The organism is Salipiger sp., assembly GCF_048261495.1.
Lineage (GTDB): Bacteria > Pseudomonadota > Alphaproteobacteria > Rhodobacterales > Rhodobacteraceae > Salipiger.
In genome coordinates, this window is sequence record NZ_JBLXFX010000014.1 from 39,922 (window position 1) to 57,550 (window position 17,629).

At 67.6% G+C, this 17,629-nt stretch carries 17 protein-coding genes; 10 read left to right on the plus strand and 7 right to left on the minus strand.

Annotation, left to right across the window (positions count from 1 at the left end; genetic code table 11):
• Positions 1-121: 121 nt before the first annotated feature.
• On the plus strand, positions 122-1,993 hold the full coding sequence (locus tag ACN0RJ_RS20310; protein ID WP_417722335.1) for a monovalent cation:proton antiporter-2 (CPA2) family protein: 1,872 nt from the start codon (positions 122-124) through the stop codon (positions 1,991-1,993).
• Positions 1,994-2,075: 82 nt separating this feature from the next.
• Here the strand turns inward: ACN0RJ_RS20310 and ACN0RJ_RS20315 are convergent, their stop codons facing one another.
• The 5 genes from ACN0RJ_RS20315 to ACN0RJ_RS20335 form a co-directional block, all read right to left on the minus strand.
• Positions 2,076-2,585: a CarD family transcriptional regulator gene (locus ACN0RJ_RS20315; RefSeq protein WP_417722293.1), complete on the minus strand. Its 510-nt coding sequence runs from the start codon at positions 2,583-2,585 to the stop codon at positions 2,076-2,078.
• Positions 2,586-2,874: 289 nt separating this feature from the next.
• Positions 2,875-3,213 (minus strand): ferredoxin FdxA, encoded by a 339-nt coding sequence (fdxA, locus tag ACN0RJ_RS20320; RefSeq protein WP_417722292.1) that lies wholly within the window; start codon positions 3,211-3,213, stop codon positions 2,875-2,877.
• A 58-nt stretch (positions 3,214-3,271) separates the two neighbouring features.
• Positions 3,272-3,646: an RNA-binding S4 domain-containing protein gene (locus ACN0RJ_RS20325; protein WP_417725475.1), complete on the minus strand. Its 375-nt coding sequence runs from the start codon at positions 3,644-3,646 to the stop codon at positions 3,272-3,274.
• Positions 3,647-6,649 (minus strand): helicase-related protein, encoded by a 3,003-nt coding sequence (locus ACN0RJ_RS20330; RefSeq protein ID WP_417722290.1) that lies wholly within the window; start codon positions 6,647-6,649, stop codon positions 3,647-3,649.
• Between the two features lie 28 nt (positions 6,650-6,677).
• Positions 6,678-7,268 (minus strand): tetratricopeptide repeat protein, encoded by a 591-nt coding sequence (locus ACN0RJ_RS20335; RefSeq protein WP_417725476.1) that lies wholly within the window; start codon positions 7,266-7,268, stop codon positions 6,678-6,680.
• Between the two features lie 118 nt (positions 7,269-7,386).
• Here ACN0RJ_RS20335 and ACN0RJ_RS20340 point away from each other — a divergent pair, with 118 nt between their 5' ends.
• Genes ACN0RJ_RS20340 through ACN0RJ_RS20355 form a run of 4 tightly spaced genes read left to right on the plus strand, consistent with a single transcriptional unit; the run spans position 7,387 to position 11,284 of the window.
• Positions 7,387-7,677 carry an SCP2 sterol-binding domain-containing protein gene (locus tag ACN0RJ_RS20340; RefSeq protein ID WP_417722288.1) on the plus strand — a complete coding sequence of 97 codons (291 nt, stop codon included), beginning with the start codon at positions 7,387-7,389 and terminating at the stop codon, positions 7,675-7,677.
• A gap of 1 nt (position 7,678) precedes the next feature.
• On the plus strand, positions 7,679-8,647 hold the full coding sequence (locus tag ACN0RJ_RS20345) for an alpha/beta fold hydrolase (RefSeq protein WP_417722287.1): 969 nt from the start codon (positions 7,679-7,681) through the stop codon (positions 8,645-8,647).
• A 40-nt stretch (positions 8,648-8,687) separates the two neighbouring features.
• Complete coding sequence (locus ACN0RJ_RS20350; RefSeq protein WP_417725477.1) at positions 8,688-9,695, plus strand: ligase-associated DNA damage response exonuclease; 1,008 nt, start codon at positions 8,688-8,690, stop codon at positions 9,693-9,695.
• Positions 9,692-11,284: an ATP-dependent DNA ligase gene (locus ACN0RJ_RS20355; protein ID WP_417725478.1), complete on the plus strand. Its 1,593-nt coding sequence runs from the start codon at positions 9,692-9,694 to the stop codon at positions 11,282-11,284. The genes ACN0RJ_RS20350 and ACN0RJ_RS20355 overlap by 4 nt, the downstream gene beginning before the upstream one ends.
• A 4-nt stretch (positions 11,285-11,288) precedes the next feature.
• Here the strand turns inward: ACN0RJ_RS20355 and ACN0RJ_RS20360 are convergent, their stop codons facing one another.
• Positions 11,289-12,263, minus strand: coding sequence for a hypothetical protein (locus ACN0RJ_RS20360; protein ID WP_417725479.1), 975 nt, complete (start codon positions 12,261-12,263; stop codon positions 11,289-11,291).
• Positions 12,264-12,489: 226 nt separating this feature from the next.
• Between ACN0RJ_RS20360 and ACN0RJ_RS20365 the strand changes: the two genes are divergently transcribed.
• The 4 genes from ACN0RJ_RS20365 (at position 12,490) to ACN0RJ_RS20380 (ending at position 16,721) form a co-directional block, all read left to right on the plus strand.
• Positions 12,490-13,359 carry a hypothetical protein gene (locus ACN0RJ_RS20365; RefSeq protein ID WP_417725480.1) on the plus strand — a complete coding sequence of 290 codons (870 nt, stop codon included), beginning with the start codon at positions 12,490-12,492 and terminating at the stop codon, positions 13,357-13,359.
• Positions 13,360-13,443: 84 nt separating this feature from the next.
• On the plus strand, positions 13,444-15,264 hold the full coding sequence (locus ACN0RJ_RS20370; RefSeq protein ID WP_417725481.1) for a M3 family oligoendopeptidase: 1,821 nt from the start codon (positions 13,444-13,446) through the stop codon (positions 15,262-15,264).
• Positions 15,265-15,388: 124 nt separating this feature from the next.
• Positions 15,389-16,141: a hypothetical protein gene (locus tag ACN0RJ_RS20375; RefSeq protein WP_417725482.1), complete on the plus strand. Its 753-nt coding sequence runs from the start codon at positions 15,389-15,391 to the stop codon at positions 16,139-16,141.
• A gap of 184 nt (positions 16,142-16,325) precedes the next feature.
• On the plus strand, positions 16,326-16,721 hold the full coding sequence (locus ACN0RJ_RS20380; protein ID WP_417722280.1) for a hypothetical protein: 396 nt from the start codon (positions 16,326-16,328) through the stop codon (positions 16,719-16,721).
• 2 nt (positions 16,722-16,723) lie between these two features.
• Here the strand turns inward: ACN0RJ_RS20380 and ACN0RJ_RS20385 are convergent, their stop codons facing one another.
• Positions 16,724-16,993 carry a DksA/TraR family C4-type zinc finger protein gene (locus tag ACN0RJ_RS20385; RefSeq protein WP_417722279.1) on the minus strand — a complete coding sequence of 90 codons (270 nt, stop codon included), beginning with the start codon at positions 16,991-16,993 and terminating at the stop codon, positions 16,724-16,726.
• A 106-nt stretch (positions 16,994-17,099) separates the two neighbouring features.
• Between ACN0RJ_RS20385 and ACN0RJ_RS20390 the strand changes: the two genes are divergently transcribed.
• Positions 17,100-17,615, plus strand: coding sequence for a glutathione peroxidase (locus tag ACN0RJ_RS20390; RefSeq protein WP_417725483.1), 516 nt, complete (start codon positions 17,100-17,102; stop codon positions 17,613-17,615).
• Positions 17,616-17,629 lie beyond the last annotated feature (14 nt).

Genomic DNA, 17,629 nt, shown 5'->3' on the forward strand with positions numbered 1-17,629 from the left:
CAAGGCTTCACCCCAGCTCTCGGAAAATTGGGGGAATTTTGCCGATTACGCCCCGCATTCCGGTTGTCATTCCCGAAGCGCTCGGACCATCATGGGAGGAACGCAAACAGACGGGACAATGATGGAAAGCTTCCTCTTCCAGGCTTCGGTCTACCTGGGCGCCGCCGTCATCGCGGTGCCGATCGCAGCGCGGCTGGGCCTTGGTTCGGTATTGGGATACCTTCTTGCCGGGATCATCATCGGCCCGGTGTTCCACCTCGTCGCGGCGACGGACGACCTGCGCCATTTCGCCGAATTCGGCGTGGTGATGATGCTGTTCCTGATCGGGCTGGAGCTGGAGCCCCGCGCGCTCTGGGACATGCGGCACCGGCTGGTGGGGCTGGGCGGGTCACAGGTCGTGCTGACCATGCTGGCGGTGATGGCCGCGGCGATGACGCTGGGGGTCGGCTGGGCCCCGGCGCTGGCCTGCGGCATGGTCTTTGCGCTGTCCTCGACCGCCATCGTGCTCCAGACCCTGAGCGAGAAGGGACTGATGCAGACCAACGGCGGGCGCGCCGCCTTCTCGGTGCTGCTCACGCAGGACATCGCCGTCATTCCCATGCTGATCGTCCTGCCCCTGCTCGGCACCACGATCACCGCGACGCTGGCGCCGGACGGCTCGATCCATCGCCCCGCCCCGCCGATCGACGACCATGCGCTGTCGCTGGTCGACGGGCTGCCCGGCTGGGGCGTGACGCTGGTCACGCTTTCCGCCATCGCGCTCATCATCCTGGCGGGGGTCTACGGCGCGCGGCCGCTGTTCCGCCATATCAACTCCTCGCGCCTTCCCGAGATGTTCACCGCCGTCGCGCTGCTGATCGTCTGCGGCATCGCCATGCTGATGGAGCTGGTCGGCCTGTCGCCCGCCCTCGGCACCTTCCTCGCGGGGGTCGTGCTGGCCAACTCGGAATTCCGCCACCAGCTCGAATCCGACATCGAACCCTTCAAGGGCCTGCTGCTGGGGCTGTTCTTCATCACCGTGGGCGCGGGCATCGACCTCGGGGACTTCCTGCGCGAACCCTTCCTGATCCTCGGCCTCGCGCTCGGGCTGATCCTGCTCAAGGGGGTGATCCTCCACGTCCTCGCGCGGGTGTTCAAGCTGCGGGTCCGCAGCCGGATGCTGTTCACCCTGTCGCTGGCGCAGGCCGGGGAATTCGGCTTCGTGCTGATTTCCTTCGCGCTGCAGCTCAACGTCTTCACCGAGGAGCTCGGCCAGCGCCTGCTGCTCGTTGTGGCGCTGTCCATGCTCATCACGCCGCTGCTCTTCATCCTCTACGACTGGATGGCGACCAAGCTGGAAGAGGCGCGCGACGCCCCGCCGCCCGACGACAAGATCGACGAACAGCAGCCCATCATCATCGCCGGGATCGGGCGCTTCGGGCAGATCGTCAACCGGCTGGTGCAATCCTCGGGGTTCAAGACCGTGGTCATCGACCACGACATGCAGACCATCGAACTCATGCGCCGTTTCGGGTTCAAGGGGTTCTTCGGCGATCCCACCCGCCCGGAACTGCTGCACGCCGCCGGCATCCGCAAGGCCAAGGTCATCGTCGCCGCGCTGGACGATCCCAAGGCCAACACCAAGCTGGTGCGCTTTGCCCGCCGCCTGCGCGAGGATGTCTACATCGTCGCCCGCGCCCGCGACCGGACCCATGTCTACGAGCTCTACCAGGCCGGGGCGAACAAGATCGTGCGCGAGATGTTCGACAGCTCGCTGCGCGCCGGGCGCTACGTGCTGGAAGAGGTCGGCATGACCGAATACGAAGCCGCCGTCGCGCAGGAGACCTTCTACCACCACGACCGCGAGACCGTTCAGGAACTGGCCGAACTCTGGGATCCCAACATCCCGCCGTCCGAAAACCAGGCCTATATCAAGCGCGCGCAGGAGCTGGAGAAGGAACTGGAAACAGCCCTGTTCACGGCCATTGCCGCGCGCAAGGACGATGCGGCCTGACCGGCAAGGCAGGGTTCGCCGGGCACAAAAAAACGCGCCGTTGTGACGGCGCGTTTTTCATTGGCCAGAGCGGCGACGGCGATCAGGCCGCGCGCAGCCCCAGAACCTCGTCCACCTGGCGGGCGGCGGCGGTTTCGTCCCCGCCGGACACGGCAGCCACTTCGCGGGTCAGACGCTCGAGCGCGGCTTCGTAAAGCTGACGCTCGGAATAGCTCTGTTCCCGCTGGTCGTCGGCGCGGTGCAGGTCGCGCACCACCTCGGCGATGGCGATCAGGTCGCCGGAATTGATCTTCTGCTCGTACTCCTGGGCACGGCGCGACCACATGGCGCGCTTGACCTTGGCCTTGCCGCGCAGCGTCTTCATCGCCGCGCTCACCACGTCGGGCGAGGACAGCGAACGCATGCCGATTTCGGTCGCCTTGTGCGTGGGCACCCGGAGAGTCATCTTGTCCTTCTCGAAAGAGATCACAAACAGTTCCAGCTTCATGCCGGCGACTTCCTGCTCTTCGATCGACATGATCTGACCCACGCCATGGGCGGGGTAGACGACGTAATCGTTCGGGCGGAATTCGTTCTTTTTGGTCTTGGTCATTACAACAGGGTCCTCAGCAGCCAAACCGCACACACAGGCGACAACAAAGACGGACGGAACTGCGTTGCATCCCGTTCGCCTTGATCTACGCGTCTCAGATTATGCCCCCGGGTACAGACAGGCCCGGCTGTGTGTGCATGGTTTTGTCATGTGTGCCAACAACTATAGCACAAAAGGAATGCCTTTCCTAGGAGCTTCCCTCCACGGATCAACACGAATGATTACAATGCGTTAGAGCGGAAAAACCGGAAAAATCGGGGGATTCGGCGGTCCAGCGCCGAATCGCCGGTCAGCCGCCCTCGCCCGGTGCCTCGGAGAAGTACTTGTCGACCTTGCCGGTTTCGCCGTCGCGGTCCTCGGCCTCGGGAAGCGGGTCCTTCTTCGAGATGATGACGGGCCACATCTCGGAGTATTTCCGGTTGAATTCCACCCACTTCTCCATGTCCGGCTCGGTGTCCGGACGGATCGCGTCGGCGGGGCATTCGGGTTCGCAGACGCCGCAGTCGATGCATTCGTCGGGGTGAATCACCAGCATGTTCTCGCCCTCGTAGAAGCAGTCCACCGGGCAGACTTCGACGCAGTCGGTGTATTTGCAGGCGATGCAGTTGTCGATGACGACATAGGTCATGTGTTCACCATTCAGTCCGTGGCGCGGGATTTGTGCCTAGCTAGACCAGTGCGCCGGATCATTCAAGCACATCCCTGTGCCGGTCCAGCGCCCGCCGGTCGCGCTTGGTGGGGCGGCCGCCGCCGTCATATCGCGGGGCCTGCGGTTCCGGCGCGCGCGGGGCCGGAGGGTCGAGATCGACGTAGAGCGTCCGCGCCTCGGGCGCGGGGCCGCGACGCTCTCCCGGGGCCGCGATGCGGATGACCCTGACGGTCCGTCCCTGCGAAAAGGTCAGCACATCGCCCGGCCCGACCATATGGGCGGGCTTGGCCACGCTCAGCCCGTTGACCCGCAGGCCCGAGGCAACCGCCTTGGCGGCCAGGCTGCGGGTCTTGAAGAAGCGGGCATGCCAGAGCCACTTGTCGATGCGCAGTCTGGCAGCCTGTTCACCCATTCACGACTTGCCCTTGAACCCCATGAGCGCGGCGGCGAAGGGGTTGTCGGGATCGATGCGATCCTTCTTCTGCGGGCGGGATTCGAAGACCTTCGGCCCCTTGTCCTGCTCGCGACGCGGCTTGCCCTTGGCGCCGCCCTTGCCTTTCGGACCGCCCCGGCCCTGGCCGTCGCCCTTGGGCCCGCGGCCACCCTCGCGGTTGCCCTGCGGCTTGCCGCCGGGGGCACCGTCGCCGCCCTTGGCGCGCTGCGCACGGCCACCGCCGCCCTCGCGGCGCGGCGACCGGGCGCGGGCCCCGCCGCCCCAGGTGAAGGTGTAGAACACCTCGACCTCGGGACCGGCCAGCGCCTCGTCCGGCGCGGTGCCGGGCAGCAGCTCCTCTTCGGGGGTTTCGGCGATGTGGTCGTCGACCTGCACCGCCTCGGGGTCCTCGTCGATCGGCGCGATGCCGGCATCGTCGATGCTCTCGCTTCCGGCGACGATATCCGCAGCCTCCGGCGTGGCCGAGGGATCGGCCATGGCGGCGGGGGTCGCCTCCTCCTCGCGGGCGGCATCGAAGACCGGCTCGCCCTCGCCCGGTTCGGCGGAGGGTTCGGAGGTCTCGGTCACCACCTGATCGGCGGCCTTGACCTTGGTCCGCTCACCCTTCTCGGCGCGATAGCCGAGACCCGTCATCAGGTCCGAGAACTGTTCCAGCGTCATGCCCGTGATCGACAGCATGTCGGCCTTGGCCTCGAAACCGCCGCGGCTGTCCTCGCCGCGGATCATGTCGGCCAGACGTTCCAGCATGTCGATGCGGATCGCCCGCTCACCGGCCGGGCGGTAGCCCGACAGGGTGTAATGGGCGAGCGGCACGTCGCGGATGTTGGGCACCGTCACCAGCCCCGGCGGCGGCGCCTCGGGGAAGGTGTCGAGATCGGTGAACAGCGACCACAGCACCAGCCGCAACCGGGTCGGCGCGGGCTTCAGCAGCAGCGGCAGGAAGATCGTATACTGGCCGAAGCGCACGCCATGCTTGCGCAGGGCGCCCCGCGCCTCCTGGTCGAGCTGCTTCACCTCGTCGGCGATCTGGCCGCGCGGGATGATCCCCAGCGATTCCACCAGCCGGAAGGCAAAGCCGCGCGCGAGGCCCGACAGCGCCTCGTCGCGCTGGAGCGCCAGCAGCGGCTCGAACAGCGCGGCGATCTTGCGGTCGATGAAATGCTGAAGGCGGCGTTCGACCTTCTGGATCACATCGGCACCGGCGGTGTCGTCCACGAAGGCCACGACCCGCGGCTTCAGCGCATCGTCGCCCTTGACCAACTTGCCGACCGCCTGGTCGCCCCACATGAGGCCGCCCTGCTCGGTATAGTCGATCTCGGTATCCGGCGCGTTGTAGAACCGGTCCGCCCGCAAATGGAAATGCGGCGCCAGCGCCTGCAGCGACGCCTGTTTCAGCGTCTTTGCCTCCTGCCCGGCCGCGCTTGCGTCCTGGCGGAAACGGAACCCTTCCAGCCGACCGACGAATTCGCCCTCGACGGTCACTTCACCCTTGTCGTTCACCTCGGCCAAGAGGGCCTCCTTCTGTTTCAACCGGCGAAGCAGAACACTGGTCCGCCGGTCTACAAATCTCTGCGTCAGACGGGCGTGGAGCGCGTCGGACAGTGCGTCTTCTACAGCGCGGGTCGCCTCGCGCCAATGGCTTTCGTCATCGACCCAGCCCTTGCGCTGCGCCACGTAAGTCCAAGTGCGGATAAAGGCCAGACGTTTCGACAAGGTGTCGATATCGCCGTCGGTCCGGTCGATCCGCGTCACCTGCCGCGCCATGAAGGCTTCGGGGATCGTTCCCCGCTCGTGCAGATGCTGAAAGATAACTTGCGAAAGGCCCGCATGTTCCGCGTGAGAGATGCCGCGGAAGTCGGGGATGCGGCAGACGTCCCACAGAAGCTGGACCGAAGCCGGGTCCGAGGCCCGCGCCAGCACCTCGGCATCGCCGCCCAGGGTCCTGAGCGTCATCAGATCGTCGGCCTCGCGCGCCTTCATCAGCCAGGGGTCGTCGGGCGCCTTTTCCAGCGACTCGATCAGCCGCGTGACGGAGCCGAAACTCAGCGCCGCGTTGCGCCAGTTGAGCTTCCGGAGCGGCGTGAAGGAATGCGAGGTGATCGCCTCGACCCATTCGTCGGGAATCTGGCCGGCATCCCCCGTCGTGCCGAAGGTGCCGTTCGACATGCCGCGCCCGGCCCGACCCGCGATCTGCGCAAGCTCGTTGGGCTGGAGCGGGCGCATCCGCCTGCCGTCGAACTTGGTCAGCGAGGAAAACGCCACGTGGTCGATATCGAGGTTCAGGCCCATCCCGATGGCATCGGTCGCGACGAGATAATCGACCTCGCCGTTCTGGTAGAGTTCGACCTGGGCGTTGCGGGTGCGCGGCGAAAGCGCCCCCATCACCACGGCCGCACCGCCCTTGGTGCGGCGGATCAGTTCGGCGATGGCATAGACATTATCGACAGAAAAGCCGACGATGGCCGCTCTGGGCGGCATCCGGCTTATCTTTTTCGAACCAGTATAGCTCAGTTGGCTCATCCGCTCCCGGCGCATGAACTCGCAGCCCGGCACCAGTGCGGAAATCGGCCCGCGCATGGTGTCCGATCCGAGGAACAGCGTCTCGTGAAGTCCGCGCATCCGCAGCAGGCGGTCGGTGAAGACATGGCCGCGCTCGGGATCGGCGCAGAGCTGGATTTCGTCCACCGCGACGAAATCGCAACCCATGCCCTCGGGCATCGCCTCGACCGTGCAGACCCAGTACTGCGCGCGCGGCGGCACGATGCGCTCCTCGCCCGTGACCAGCGCCACGACCGAGGGGCCGCGGGCCGCGACGACCTTGTCGTAGACCTCGCGCGCGAGCAGGCGCAGCGGCAGGCCGATCATGCCCGTCCGATGGCCGAGCATCCGCTCGATGGCATAGTGTGTCTTGCCGGTGTTGGTCGGACCGAGAACGGCCGCGATCCTTGCGCGCGAAACCATGCGGCCGCCTGTCCTGCTGCTTATACGATCAGAGGGTCACGCCCTGCACTTCGGGCGCCAGCCGCTTCAGCGCCTCGGTCACATTCTCGTCGAACGGCCTCAGCTCCTGTACCCGTGAATAGGCCTGGTAGGCAAGCACCGGCCGGCCGATCTGTTCCTGGATCGCCGCCACGCCCCGCAGCGCCCCGAAATGGCGCGGGTTCAGCGCCAGCACGTGTTCGAGCGCATCCATCGCCGGACCGAAGGCATCGTCCTGGTAATAGGCCAGCGCCAGCACATGCCAGCCCTCGGCGAAATCCGGCGCATGGTCGGTGAGCGCGGTCAGGTGTTCGAGCGCGACATCGACCTCTCCGACCTCGAGCGCATCGCGCCCCCGCTTGAGAAGCAGGTCCATCGCGGCGGAGCCGGATTTCGACCACTCGCGGAACAGGTTTCGCTCGAGTCGCGCCGCGACCTCGTCAGAGGAGGCGGTCGAAAGCTCTTCGAGAAGCGCCTCGATCCGCTGTTCGGTCGGCAGGTCCGGGCTCGCCTCGGGTTCGAGCGGCGCGGGCACCGGCGCCATCTGCCAATCCGGTCCACGCTCCTCCTGGGCGGAGGCGGACAGGGGTATGGAAAACATGACTAGGGCACAAAGTGCCGTGACGGTAGATTTGTAATCGAACGGACGCGTGCTCATACATCCGAATGTAACTCAGACGTGCTGGATTGCCAGCACAGGATTTCGTGAAAGGGATGACATGAGCGAAACGATCGACGCGGCCGTTACGGCACTGAACGAAAAGCTTGACGGCAAGGGGTTCGACGGCGTGGCAAAGTTTCGGATCGAGGACGAGGGCGCCATCATCGTGGATGAGGGCGGCGCACGCGCGGGCGACGATGCCGCCGACGTGACGCTCTCCGCCGATCTCGACACCTTCCGCGCGATGATCGACGGCGATCTGAACCCCACCTCCGCCTTCATGTCCGGCCGCCTCTCGGTCGACGGCGACATGGGTGCCGCCATGCGCCTTGCCGCGGTCCTGGCCTGACATGCTGAGCGCAGCCCCCTTCCACGCCGAACTGGCCGACGGGACCGACGGCGCGCGCGCGTGGTGGGTGCGCACGGCGGACGGGCTGCGCATCCGCGTGGCCCACTACCCCGGCCCGGCCGAGGCGACCGGCACGGTGCTGCTGTTCCCCGGCCGGACGGAATACGTGGAAAAATACGGCCGCGTGGCGCGCGATTTCGCCGAACGCGGCTTTCACACCCTGACCATCGACTGGCGCGGTCAGGGGCTTGCCGACCGGATGCTCGGCGATCCGCGCACCGGCCACGTTCACCTGTTCCACGACTACCAGCACGACGTCGCCGCGATGATGGATGCCGCTGCGGAACTGGGGCTTCCCGGTCCCTACTTCCTCGAAGGGCATTCCATGGGCGGCTGCATCGGTCTGCGCGCGCTGGCCGAGGGGCTGCCGGTCTCGGCCTGCGCCTTCACCGGGCCGATGTGGGGCATCCGCATCGCCGCGCCGGTGCGCCCCGCGGCCTGGGCGCTGGGATGGTCCACCGCCCGCATGGGGCTGGATCACCACTATGCGCCCTCCACCGGGCCGGACAGCTACACCGCCACCGGCGCCTTCGAAGGCAACCTTCTCACCACCAGCCGCGAGGGCTGGGATTACATGAACCGCCAGGTGATCGAGGTGCCCGAGCTTCAGCTCGGCGGCCCGTCGCTGCGCTGGCTGCACCAGGCGCTCGGCGAATGCCTGGCGCTGGCGCGGCTGCCCTCGCCGCGCATCCCCTGCATTTCCTTTGTCGGCAGTAACGAGCGCATCGTCGATGTCGCGCGCGTGCAGGCGCGCATGGCCGACTGGCCCGGCGGGAAGCTGGAAGTCGTGCCCGGCGGCGAACACGAGGTGCTGATGGAGGACGCGGTGACCCGCGGCCGCATCGTCAGCCAGATGGCCGACCTCTTCGAAACCGCCGCCCGGACCGAGGCGCAGGCGCTCAGCGCCTGATCGCTCTGGCCGCCGGGTCCCGGAACGCTAGCTCTGGGCGATGACCGGCGTACTCACCTTCACGGATCGGGGAATCTACTGCCCCGCGGGCGATTTCCACATCGACCCGTGGCGCCCCGTCGACCGCGCGCTCATCACCCACGGCCATTCCGACCATGCCCGCCCCGGCCACGCGCGCTACCTCGCGACCGAGGCGGCAGCCCCGGTGATCCGGCACCGGCTGGGCGACATCACGCTCGAGACCATCCCCTGGGCGACCCCGCGCCGGATCGGCGGCGCCTCGGTCAGCTTCCACCCGGCAGGTCACATCCCCGGCTCGGCACAGATCCGCGTCGAGGTCGCGGGCGAGGTCTGGGTGGTCTCCGGCGACTACAAGCTGGCGCCCGACGCGCTGTCCGAACCCTTCGAGCCGTTGCGCTGCCATGCCTTCGTGACCGAATGCACCTTCGGCCTGCCGGTGTTCAAATGGACCTCCGACACGGTGATCCGCGACGAGATCAACGCCTGGTGGGCCGCCAATGCCGCCGAGGGCCGCGCCTCGATCCTCGGGGCCTATTCGCTGGGCAAGGCGCAGCGGGTGCTGTCCATGCTCGACCCCGGCATCGGCCCGATCCTGACCCACGGCGCGGTGGAGGCCACCAACGAGGTGCTGCGCGCACAGGGCATCGCCCTGCCGGACACGCTGCGGGTGACGCCCGACCTCGACCGCAAGGCCCATCCCGGCGCGCTGGTGGTCGCGCCGCCCTCGGCGCTGGGGTCGGCCTGGGCACGGCGCTTCGGCCCGGCCTCGACCGGCTTCGCCTCGGGGTGGATGCGGCTGCGGGGGGTGCGGCGGCGGCGCGCGGCGGATCGCGGCTTCGTGCTGTCCGATCATGCCGATTGGGACGACCTGAACCGCGCCATCCGGGAAGCCGGCGCGGAAAAGGTTTTTGTCACGCATGGTTACACGGATATCTTCGCGCGATGGCTGAACGATCGCGGCCTTGACGCCAGCGTGGTCCCGACCGAGTTCGGCCAGGAGGAAGACGCGACGGAGGAGGCCGAATGAAGGACTTCGCCCGTCTCTTTGCCGCCGTGGACCAGTCCACCCGCACCACGGTCAAGACCGAGGCCCTCGCCGCCTTCTTCCGCACCGCCTCGGAGAGCGACAGGCTCTGGACCGTGGCGCTGTTCTCGGGGCGCCGCCCCAAGCGCGCGGTCACCACCACCCAGCTTCGGGAGTGGGCGGCCGAGCGCGCGGGCATCCCGCTCTGGCTGTTCGAGGAAAGCTATCCCATCGTCGGCGATCTGGCGGAGACCATCACCCTCGTCCTGCCCCCGCCCGAGCGCGAGGACGACCTGCCCTTGTCGCACTGGATCGAAAGCCTGAAGGCCATGTCCCGCCTCGACATCGAAGCGCGCAAGACGCAGATCCTCGCCGCCTGGGACCGGCTCGGCACGACCGAACGCTTCCTGTTCAACAAGCTCATCACCGGCGGCTTCCGCATCGGGGTCAGCCGCAAGATCATGACCCGCGCGCTGGCCCGCGCGACCGGTCGGGACGAGGCCGCGCTTGCCCTCAGGCTGATGGGCGGCTGGCAGCCCGAAACCACCACCTGGCACGATCTGGTCGAGGCCGAGGACCCCGAGGCCGACGCCAGCCGCCCCTATCCGTTCTACCTCGCCTACCAGCTCGAAGCGGAGCCCGAAGCGCTTGGGGCGCCGGAGGACTGGGCGGCGGAATGGAAATGGGACGGCATTCGCGGACAGCTGATCCTGCGCGGCGGGGCGCATCACGTCTGGTCGCGCGGCGAGGAACTGATGACGGACCGCTTCCCGGAACTCGCGCGTGCGGTGGATTTCCTGCCGCAGGGCACGGTTATGGATGGTGAAATCGTCACCTGGGCGGGCGATCAGCCGATGCCCTTCGCCACCCTGCAACAGCGCATCGGGCGCAAGACCGTGCCCAAGACCCTGCTGCGCGACGCGCCGGTGATCCTGCTGGCCTATGACCTGCTCGAAAACGGGGGCAAGGACATCCGCCAGCAACCCTACTGCGCGCGCCGCGCCGCGCTGGATGCCCTGCTGGCCGACCTGCCCGCCGATGCCCCGGTGCGAAGATCGCCCCTCATCCCCTTCGAATCGTGGGAGGATCTGGCCACGATCCGGGCCGACGCGCGCGACAGCCGCGCCGAGGGGCTGATGCTGAAACGGCACGGCTCGCCCTATCTCGACGGGCGCAGGAAAGGCGACTGGTGGAAGTGGAAGCTGGACCCGCTGACCGTGGACGCGGTGATGATCTACGCCCAGCAGGGCCACGGGCGGCGGGCCAACCTGTTCACCGATTTCACCTTTGCCGCCTGGAACGGCAACGAACTGGTGCCCTTCACCAAGGCCTATTCCGGCCTCACCGACGAGGAATTCCGCAAGATCACCAACTGGGTGCGCAAGAACACGCTCCAGCGTTTCGGCCCGGTGCGGCAGGTGCGCCCGGAACTGGTGTTCGAGATCGCCTTCGAGGGCATCCAGGAAAGCCCGCGCCACAAGTCCGGCCTCGCGCTCAGGTTTCCCCGCATGGCGCGCTGGCGGCAGGACAAGCCCGCGCAGGAGGCCGATACGCTCGACTCCCTGCGCGAGATGCTGCGCCTCTACGGCTGAGGGATCAGCCGCAGCTTCCCTCGAGACCGACCATGCCGCCGCCGACGCCGGTGACGGAGACGGTGCAGGTCTTGTCGCCCGAGGTGACCTCGACGCTTTCGCCCGAGGCGACGACCTGCGTGCTCACGCCGTTGACCGCGATGCGCGCCGCCGTTCCGTCCTCGGCCAGACCCGAGACGAACACCCGGAGCGCGCCGTCGCCCAGCATAGCGACCTGGCCGGGGCGGAAGCCGTCCTCGGGGGCCGGCGGCGGGCTGTCCGCATCGCCCCCGGCGCGCGCCATCTCGCTCGTCGGGGTGGCGGCATCGCAATCGGAGCCGAGCGTCGCGCCGTCCGACAGGCCCATGACGACGATCGAGCACGCCTTGTCGTCGAAGGACACCGGCGCCGACCCGCCCGCGCCGAGCGCGACGGACTTGCCGTTCACCATCAGCCGCACCGATCCGCCCTGCGGGTCGAGCCGCGAGACGAAGGCGCGCACCTTGCCCTCTGCAAAGACCGCCGTCTGACCGACCTGCAACGGCTCGCTCACCGAGACGCCGCCGGCATCGGCCTCCTTCCCCGTCGCCGCCGAGGCCACCGCCGCCGCGGCCGCCTGCGCGCTCTGTTCGAGGCCGGAGGAAATCCGCGTCATCGCCTCGTCCAGGGCGGCCTTCTGGTCTTCGGCCCCCTTCGAGATCGCCGCCGACAGATCGCTGCCGAGCCCTGCCAGCCGCTCGTCCACCGCGCCCGAGATCTGCTCGGACAGCGCGGCGGCGTCGGGCATGGCGGCTTCGAGCGCGGTCAGCCGTTCGCTCAGCGCGGCGAGGCTTTCCTGCTGGCTCGACGCGGCCTGCTCGGCCGCGCTCTGTCCCGGCGCCATGGCGCGCGACAGGGCGTCGTTGATCTTGCTCTCGCTGGTGGCGCCGCCGACGGCGATCCCGCCGATGAAGCCCAGGATGATCCCCCCGGCGCCGTACAGAAACGGTTTTTGTGACATGATCGAAAATCCTCCCCTCGACAAATTCTCGTGTTCGACCGTCTCCTCCGGACGGCTGCCCTACGACCTTAGACCAAAAGCCGGGCCGATCTACGGAATTTCCCCAAGCACCGGCGATACATAGGTCGCAACAATGGCACAGTCCGCGGCCCAAATCGCCCAAGCTCTACACAAGTGCCGGAAAGCCGGGCAGAATATCCCGGATTCCTCCCATCAGGAGCGCCCCATGCGCGTGATCGCGGTTCTTTGCAGCCTTCTGTGCCCGTGGCCCGGCGCCCTGCTTGCCGATGGCTCCGGCTCCGGCCTCTCGCTGTCCGGAACCGTCACCGGCGGGTTTTCGTCGGAGATCGACGGCACCGGCATCGGGCGCTTCGATCTGACGCTGGGCGTGACCTCCCGGCACGCTATCGGGCTGGAGGTCGGGCTCTATTCCTTCCTGCGCAACGGCAGCCATCCGCACGAGACCTACGGCGCCCTGACCCTGGGCGAGCATCTGCGCGTCGGCGTCGTGCGCCCGGCCCATGACTCGGTGCTGACCTCGCCCTTTGCGCTGGTGGCCCCGGCGGTGGAGGATGCGACCCTGCCTGCCAGCCGCGCCTATGCCACCGAAAAGGCCATGCAGCGCACCGCGGTGCCGGTCGGGCTGTCCTGGACCGGCGAAACCGCCGGAACCCGGTGGAGCGCCTCGGCCCACGACGCCCGCAAGGGCGGTTTTCGCGCCCTGTCCCTGGCCGCCGAACGGAGCTTCGATGCCTGGACCCTTGCCGCGGCGGTCGAGACCGTGACGACCCGCGACGGCGGCGACCGGATCGGGACCAACGCCAAGCTCGGGCTCGGCCTTCATACCGAACGGCTGGACGCCGGGCTGACGCTGCTGGCCCCGCGCGCCAACCGCGTTCCCGACGCTGTCGAGATGGACGTGACGGTGCCGGTGACCCCCGCGCTCCGCCTCGGGGCGCTGGCCCACCTGGAACACCGGCGCTCCGGCAGCCATGTCGCCCTCAGCGCGGAATACGGGCTCGGCCGGTCGGATACGCTGGCCGTCACGGTCGGGGATCGCGGCGCGGTCCATGCCGGGCTGACCCACCGGTTCTGACAAAGCGGCGCGCTTTCCGGCGCAGGGTGGTTGCCATCGCGGGCCCCGCGCCCCTATGTCATGGGAAACCGATACGAGGATCCCATGCTGAACGCCCCTTTCCGCCCCCTGTTCGACGTCAATGCCAGCGCGGGAGGCCGCGACCTGGGCGATCTTCCGGAGTGGGATCTCACCGATCTCTACGCCGCGCCCGATGCGCCCGAGCTCAAGCGCGACCTCGACTGGCTGGAAGAGGCCTGCGCCAGCTTCGCCGCCGATTACGAGAACAGGCTGGGCGACCTCGACAGCGCCGGGTTCCTCGACATGGTCAAGCGCCACGAGCGGATCGAGACCATCGCCGGGCGCATCATGTCCTTCGCGGGACTGCGCTACTACCAGCTGACCACCGATGCCAACCGCGCCAAGTTCCTGTCGGACACGCAGGAAAAGATCACCATCTACACCACGCCGCTGGTGTTCTTCTCGCTCGAACTGAACCGGCTGGAGGATGATTTCCTCGACGGGCTCTTTGCCGCCGACCCCGAACTCGGCCGCTACAAGCCCGCCTTCGACCGCATCCGCGCGATGAAGCCCTACCAGCTGTCCGACGAGCTGGAAAAATTCCTGCACGACATGGGCGTGGTGGGCGATGCCTGGATGAAGCTCTTCGACGAGACCATCGCCGGGCTGACCTTCGAGATCGACGGCGAGGAACTGGGGATCGAATCCACCCTCACCCTGCTGACCGAACAGGAGCGCGACAAGCGCGAGGCGGCGGCGCGCGAACTGGCCCGCGTCTTCGGCGAGAACATCAAGACCTTCGCCCGCGTCCACAACACGCAGGCCAAGGAAAAGGAGGTCATGGACCGCTGGCGGGGCATGCCCTCGGCCCAGATGGGCCGCCACCTGTCCAACGATGTCGAACCCGAGGTGGTCGAGGCGCTGCGCAACGCCGTGGTCGCGGCCTACCCGCGCCTGTCGCACCGCTACTATGCGCTCAAGGCCAGGTGGCTCGGGCTCGACACCATGCAGGTCTGGGACCGCAACGCCCCGCTGCCGATGGAAAGCACCCGCATCGTCGGCTGGGACGAGGCCCGCGAGACGGTGATGAACGCCTACAACGCCTTCGATCCCCGCATGGGCGAGATCGCGGAACCCTTCTTCACCAAGGGCTGGATCGACGCGGCGGTGAAGCCCGGCAAGGCCCCCGGCGCCTTTGCCCACCCCACGGTGACCGAGGTCCATCCCTACGTGATGCTGAACTACCTCGGCAAACCGCGCGACGTGATGACCCTCGCGCATGAACTCGGCCACGGCGTCCACCAGGTGCTGGCGGCGGGCCAGGGCGAGATGCTCGCCTCCACCCCGCTGACCCTGGCCGAGACCGCCAGCGTCTTCGGCGAGATGCTGACCTTCCGCCGGATGCTCGAAGGCGCAAAGGACAAGGCCGAGCGCAAGGTCATGCTCGCCTCCAAGGTCGAGGACATGATCAACACGGTCGTGCGCCAGATCGCCTTCTACGATTTCGAGTGCAAGCTGCACGAGGCGCGCCGCGGCGGCGAACTGACGCCGGAGGACATCAACGCGCTCTGGATGTCGGTGCAGGCCGAAAGCCTCGGGCCGGTGTTCGACTACATGCCGGGATACGAGACCTTCTGGGCCTATATCCCGCATTTCGTGCACTCGCCCTTCTACGTCTACGCCTATGCCTTCGGCGACGGGCTGGTGAACGCGCTCTATGCCGTCTACGAGGAGAACCCCGAGGGCTTCCAGGACAAGTATTTCGACATGCTGAAGGCCGGCGGCTCCAAGCACCACAAGGCGCTGCTGGCGCCCTTCGGCCTCGATGCCACCGACCCGGCCTTCTGGGACAAGGGGTTGAGCATGATCGAGGGCTTCATCGACGAGCTGGAAGCGATGGAATAGGCCCCGGCCGTCATACGGATACAACAGGGCCGGGCAACTTCCCGGCCCTGTTCGTCTGCGGCGTTGACCGGGAACGGGTTCGCTTTCAGACTGTCGGCACTGTTCGGTAGACAAGGATCCGGTCGTGCCCAAGTTCGAAGTCCCGATGCCCCGCGCATCCTCCATCGTCGCGCTGGCGGCAGCCGCGATCCTGTCCATGGGCCTTTCCGCCCGGCAGGCCGACGCGGCCAGCATCAGCGTCGTGTCGGACGTGAACACCGTGCAGAACGGCTCCGGCAACTACCCGATCTTTTCCAACATCCTCGGCACCTCGGACAGCGTGCTGTTCTCGCGCAACGTCGGCCAGTTCGCGGACCTGTCGAGCTATTACGCGACGACCCACGGCGCGACGGTCACCTCCTCGTCGGCGGCCCTGACGGGGCTGTTCCTCTCCGGCTACGACCTTCTGGTGCTGACCGCGAACTTCGGCTCGGCCTTTACCTACACGGCGTCGGAACTGCTTGCGATCGCTGACTTTTCCACCGCAGGCGGCGACATCCTGATGATCGCCGAGGCCAACACCTCGGACACCGCGTCGCTCGACAGCTACAACAGCGTGCTGAGCGCCGTCGGCAGCAGCATCCGGTTCTCGGACCGCATCGCCGCCAGCGCGAACGACACCGCGCTCGCGGCCTCGGACATCTCCGCGATCTCGGACAGTTTCTCCGCCGTCTACTACAACAACCTGACCGGCGGACGGAGCATCGCGCGCGACGGCAACGGCAACACCTTCCTCGCCTACGAGCGTCTCTCCCCCGTTCCGCTGCCGGCCGGGCTGCCGCTGCTTGCGGCGGCGCTTGCCTCGGCCGTGGTGATCCGGCGCCGCCGGGCGGCCTGAGCGCCGCCGCCACGCGGTGTTGATCGTGCGCCCCTTGTGCGCGCCCGTCGTCTGCGTCACTGAGGCCGTGCGATTCCGCCTCCCGACATGAAAGTCCCCTCCGATGGTGCGTGTTCCGGCCGCCCTGTGCCTCGCCCTGACTCTGTCTGCCTGCTCCGGCAGCGCCCTCGTCGGGGGCCCGAAGATGAGCGATGCGATCCCCGATGCGGTGACCGTCACCGCCGCCCCCGTGGTCTTTTTCCGCCAGGGCGTGCGCGGGGCCTTCCAGCAGGCGCCCGCGCTGATGACGGCGAGCTTCGTCATGGCCTGCAGCCCGGAGTTCGACGGACGGAGCCTGCAGGCCCGCGCCGATGCCTCCGCCGGCTATTCGGACGTTGCCCGGCGGCACGTGGCGGCATGGCTGGTGAATCCGCGCATCAAGAACGAGATGATGCAGGAGATCTTTCCGCGCAGCCGACGGGAGCAGGGCTGCGCGCCGCAGGACATCCGGTTCGCGACAAAGACCGACGACCAGATCGAGGTGGCGGAATTCGTGATCCTCAACAACCTGATGCCGGCCATCGCGACGCTGCCGCAATAACCCTATTTCAGCTGTGAATCCTTGGAGCCGCGCCGGTTGATGCCGCCGCGCGCCTGTCGGATGCCGTCGCGTTCCTGCTGGCAGTCGATGCAGAGCTTCACGCCGGGGATCGCCACGCGGCGCGGCTCGGGGATCGGCTCCTCGCATTCGGCGCAATGGGTCAGGCTTTCGCCCGCCGGGCCGCGCCGCGCCTTCATGCGCGCCAGTTCGTCGGAAATCGACGCCTCGATCTGTTCGTTCACCGCCCCGTCGCGGCTCCAGCCTCCGGCCATGTCGGGCACCTCCTGATCCGATCAAGATATTCCTGCGTAATCTCCTTGCAAGGGCCGCGTTGACCGCCGCCCCCGCCGCTCTATCCTCCGTGAAAGGAGTTCGCCCATGCTTCGCATCTTTGCCCTCGCCTTCGCCGTTCTGGCGGCCCTGCCCGCCCTCGCGGCGCAATCGTTCAGCTTTGCCTCCATCGACGGCGGCAACCTGTCCCTGGACGACTGGAAGGGTCGGCCGGTGCTGGTGGTCAACACCGCCTCGCGCTGCGGCTTCACCCCGCAATACGACGGCCTGCAGGCGCTATACGAGCGTTACCGGGATCGCGGGCTGGTGGTGCTCGCCGTGCCGTCCGACGATTTCCGCCAGGAGCTCGGCAACGATGCCGCGGTCAAGGACTTTTGCGAGGTGAACTTCGACCTCGACATGCCGATGACCACGATCACGCATGTGAAGGGCCCCGAAGCGCACCCGCTCTACAAGTGGCTGGCGACGCAGGGCTTCACGCCGGGCTGGAATTTCAACAAGGCCCTGATCGGCCCCGATGGCACCCTGGTCGAAAGCTGGGGAAGCACGACCCGCCCGCTGTCGGCCCCGATCCTGACCCGGATCGAGGCCCTTCTCGACTGAGCCGCCTCGGACGG

Bases quoted from the DNA above. Each gene is read 5' to 3' on its own strand.
- ACN0RJ_RS20310 (WP_417722335.1), top strand. From the start codon at position 122: ATGGAAAGCTTCCTCTTCCAGGCTTCGGTCTACCTGGGCGCCGCCGTC.
- ACN0RJ_RS20340 (WP_417722288.1), top strand. From the start codon at position 7,387: ATGAGCGAAACGATCGACGCGGCCGTTACGGCACTGAACGAAAAGCTT.
- ACN0RJ_RS20330 (WP_417722290.1), bottom strand. From the start codon at position 6,649: ATGGTTTCGCGCGCAAGGATCGCGGCCGTTCTCGGTCCGACCAACACC.
- ACN0RJ_RS20345 (WP_417722287.1), top strand. From the start codon at position 7,679: ATGCTGAGCGCAGCCCCCTTCCACGCCGAACTGGCCGACGGGACCGAC.
- ACN0RJ_RS20385 (WP_417722279.1), bottom strand. From the start codon at position 16,993: ATGGCCGGAGGCTGGAGCCGCGACGGGGCGGTGAACGAACAGATCGAG.
- ACN0RJ_RS20365 (WP_417725480.1), top strand. From the start codon at position 12,490: ATGCGCGTGATCGCGGTTCTTTGCAGCCTTCTGTGCCCGTGGCCCGGC.
- fdxA (WP_417722292.1), bottom strand. From the start codon at position 3,213: ATGACCTATGTCGTCATCGACAACTGCATCGCCTGCAAATACACCGAC.
- ACN0RJ_RS20315 (WP_417722293.1), bottom strand. From the start codon at position 2,585: ATGACCAAGACCAAAAAGAACGAATTCCGCCCGAACGATTACGTCGTC.
- ACN0RJ_RS20335 (WP_417725476.1), bottom strand. From the start codon at position 7,268: ATGTTTTCCATACCCCTGTCCGCCTCCGCCCAGGAGGAGCGTGGACCG.
- ACN0RJ_RS20360 (WP_417725479.1), bottom strand. From the start codon at position 12,263: ATGTCACAAAAACCGTTTCTGTACGGCGCCGGGGGGATCATCCTGGGC.
- ACN0RJ_RS20350 (WP_417725477.1), top strand. From the start codon at position 8,688: ATGACCGGCGTACTCACCTTCACGGATCGGGGAATCTACTGCCCCGCG.
- ACN0RJ_RS20355 (WP_417725478.1), top strand. From the start codon at position 9,692: ATGAAGGACTTCGCCCGTCTCTTTGCCGCCGTGGACCAGTCCACCCGC.
- ACN0RJ_RS20325 (WP_417725475.1), bottom strand. From the start codon at position 3,646: ATGGGTGAACAGGCTGCCAGACTGCGCATCGACAAGTGGCTCTGGCAT.
- ACN0RJ_RS20370 (WP_417725481.1), top strand. From the start codon at position 13,444: ATGCTGAACGCCCCTTTCCGCCCCCTGTTCGACGTCAATGCCAGCGCG.
- ACN0RJ_RS20380 (WP_417722280.1), top strand. From the start codon at position 16,326: ATGAGCGATGCGATCCCCGATGCGGTGACCGTCACCGCCGCCCCCGTG.
- ACN0RJ_RS20390 (WP_417725483.1), top strand. From the start codon at position 17,100: ATGCTTCGCATCTTTGCCCTCGCCTTCGCCGTTCTGGCGGCCCTGCCC.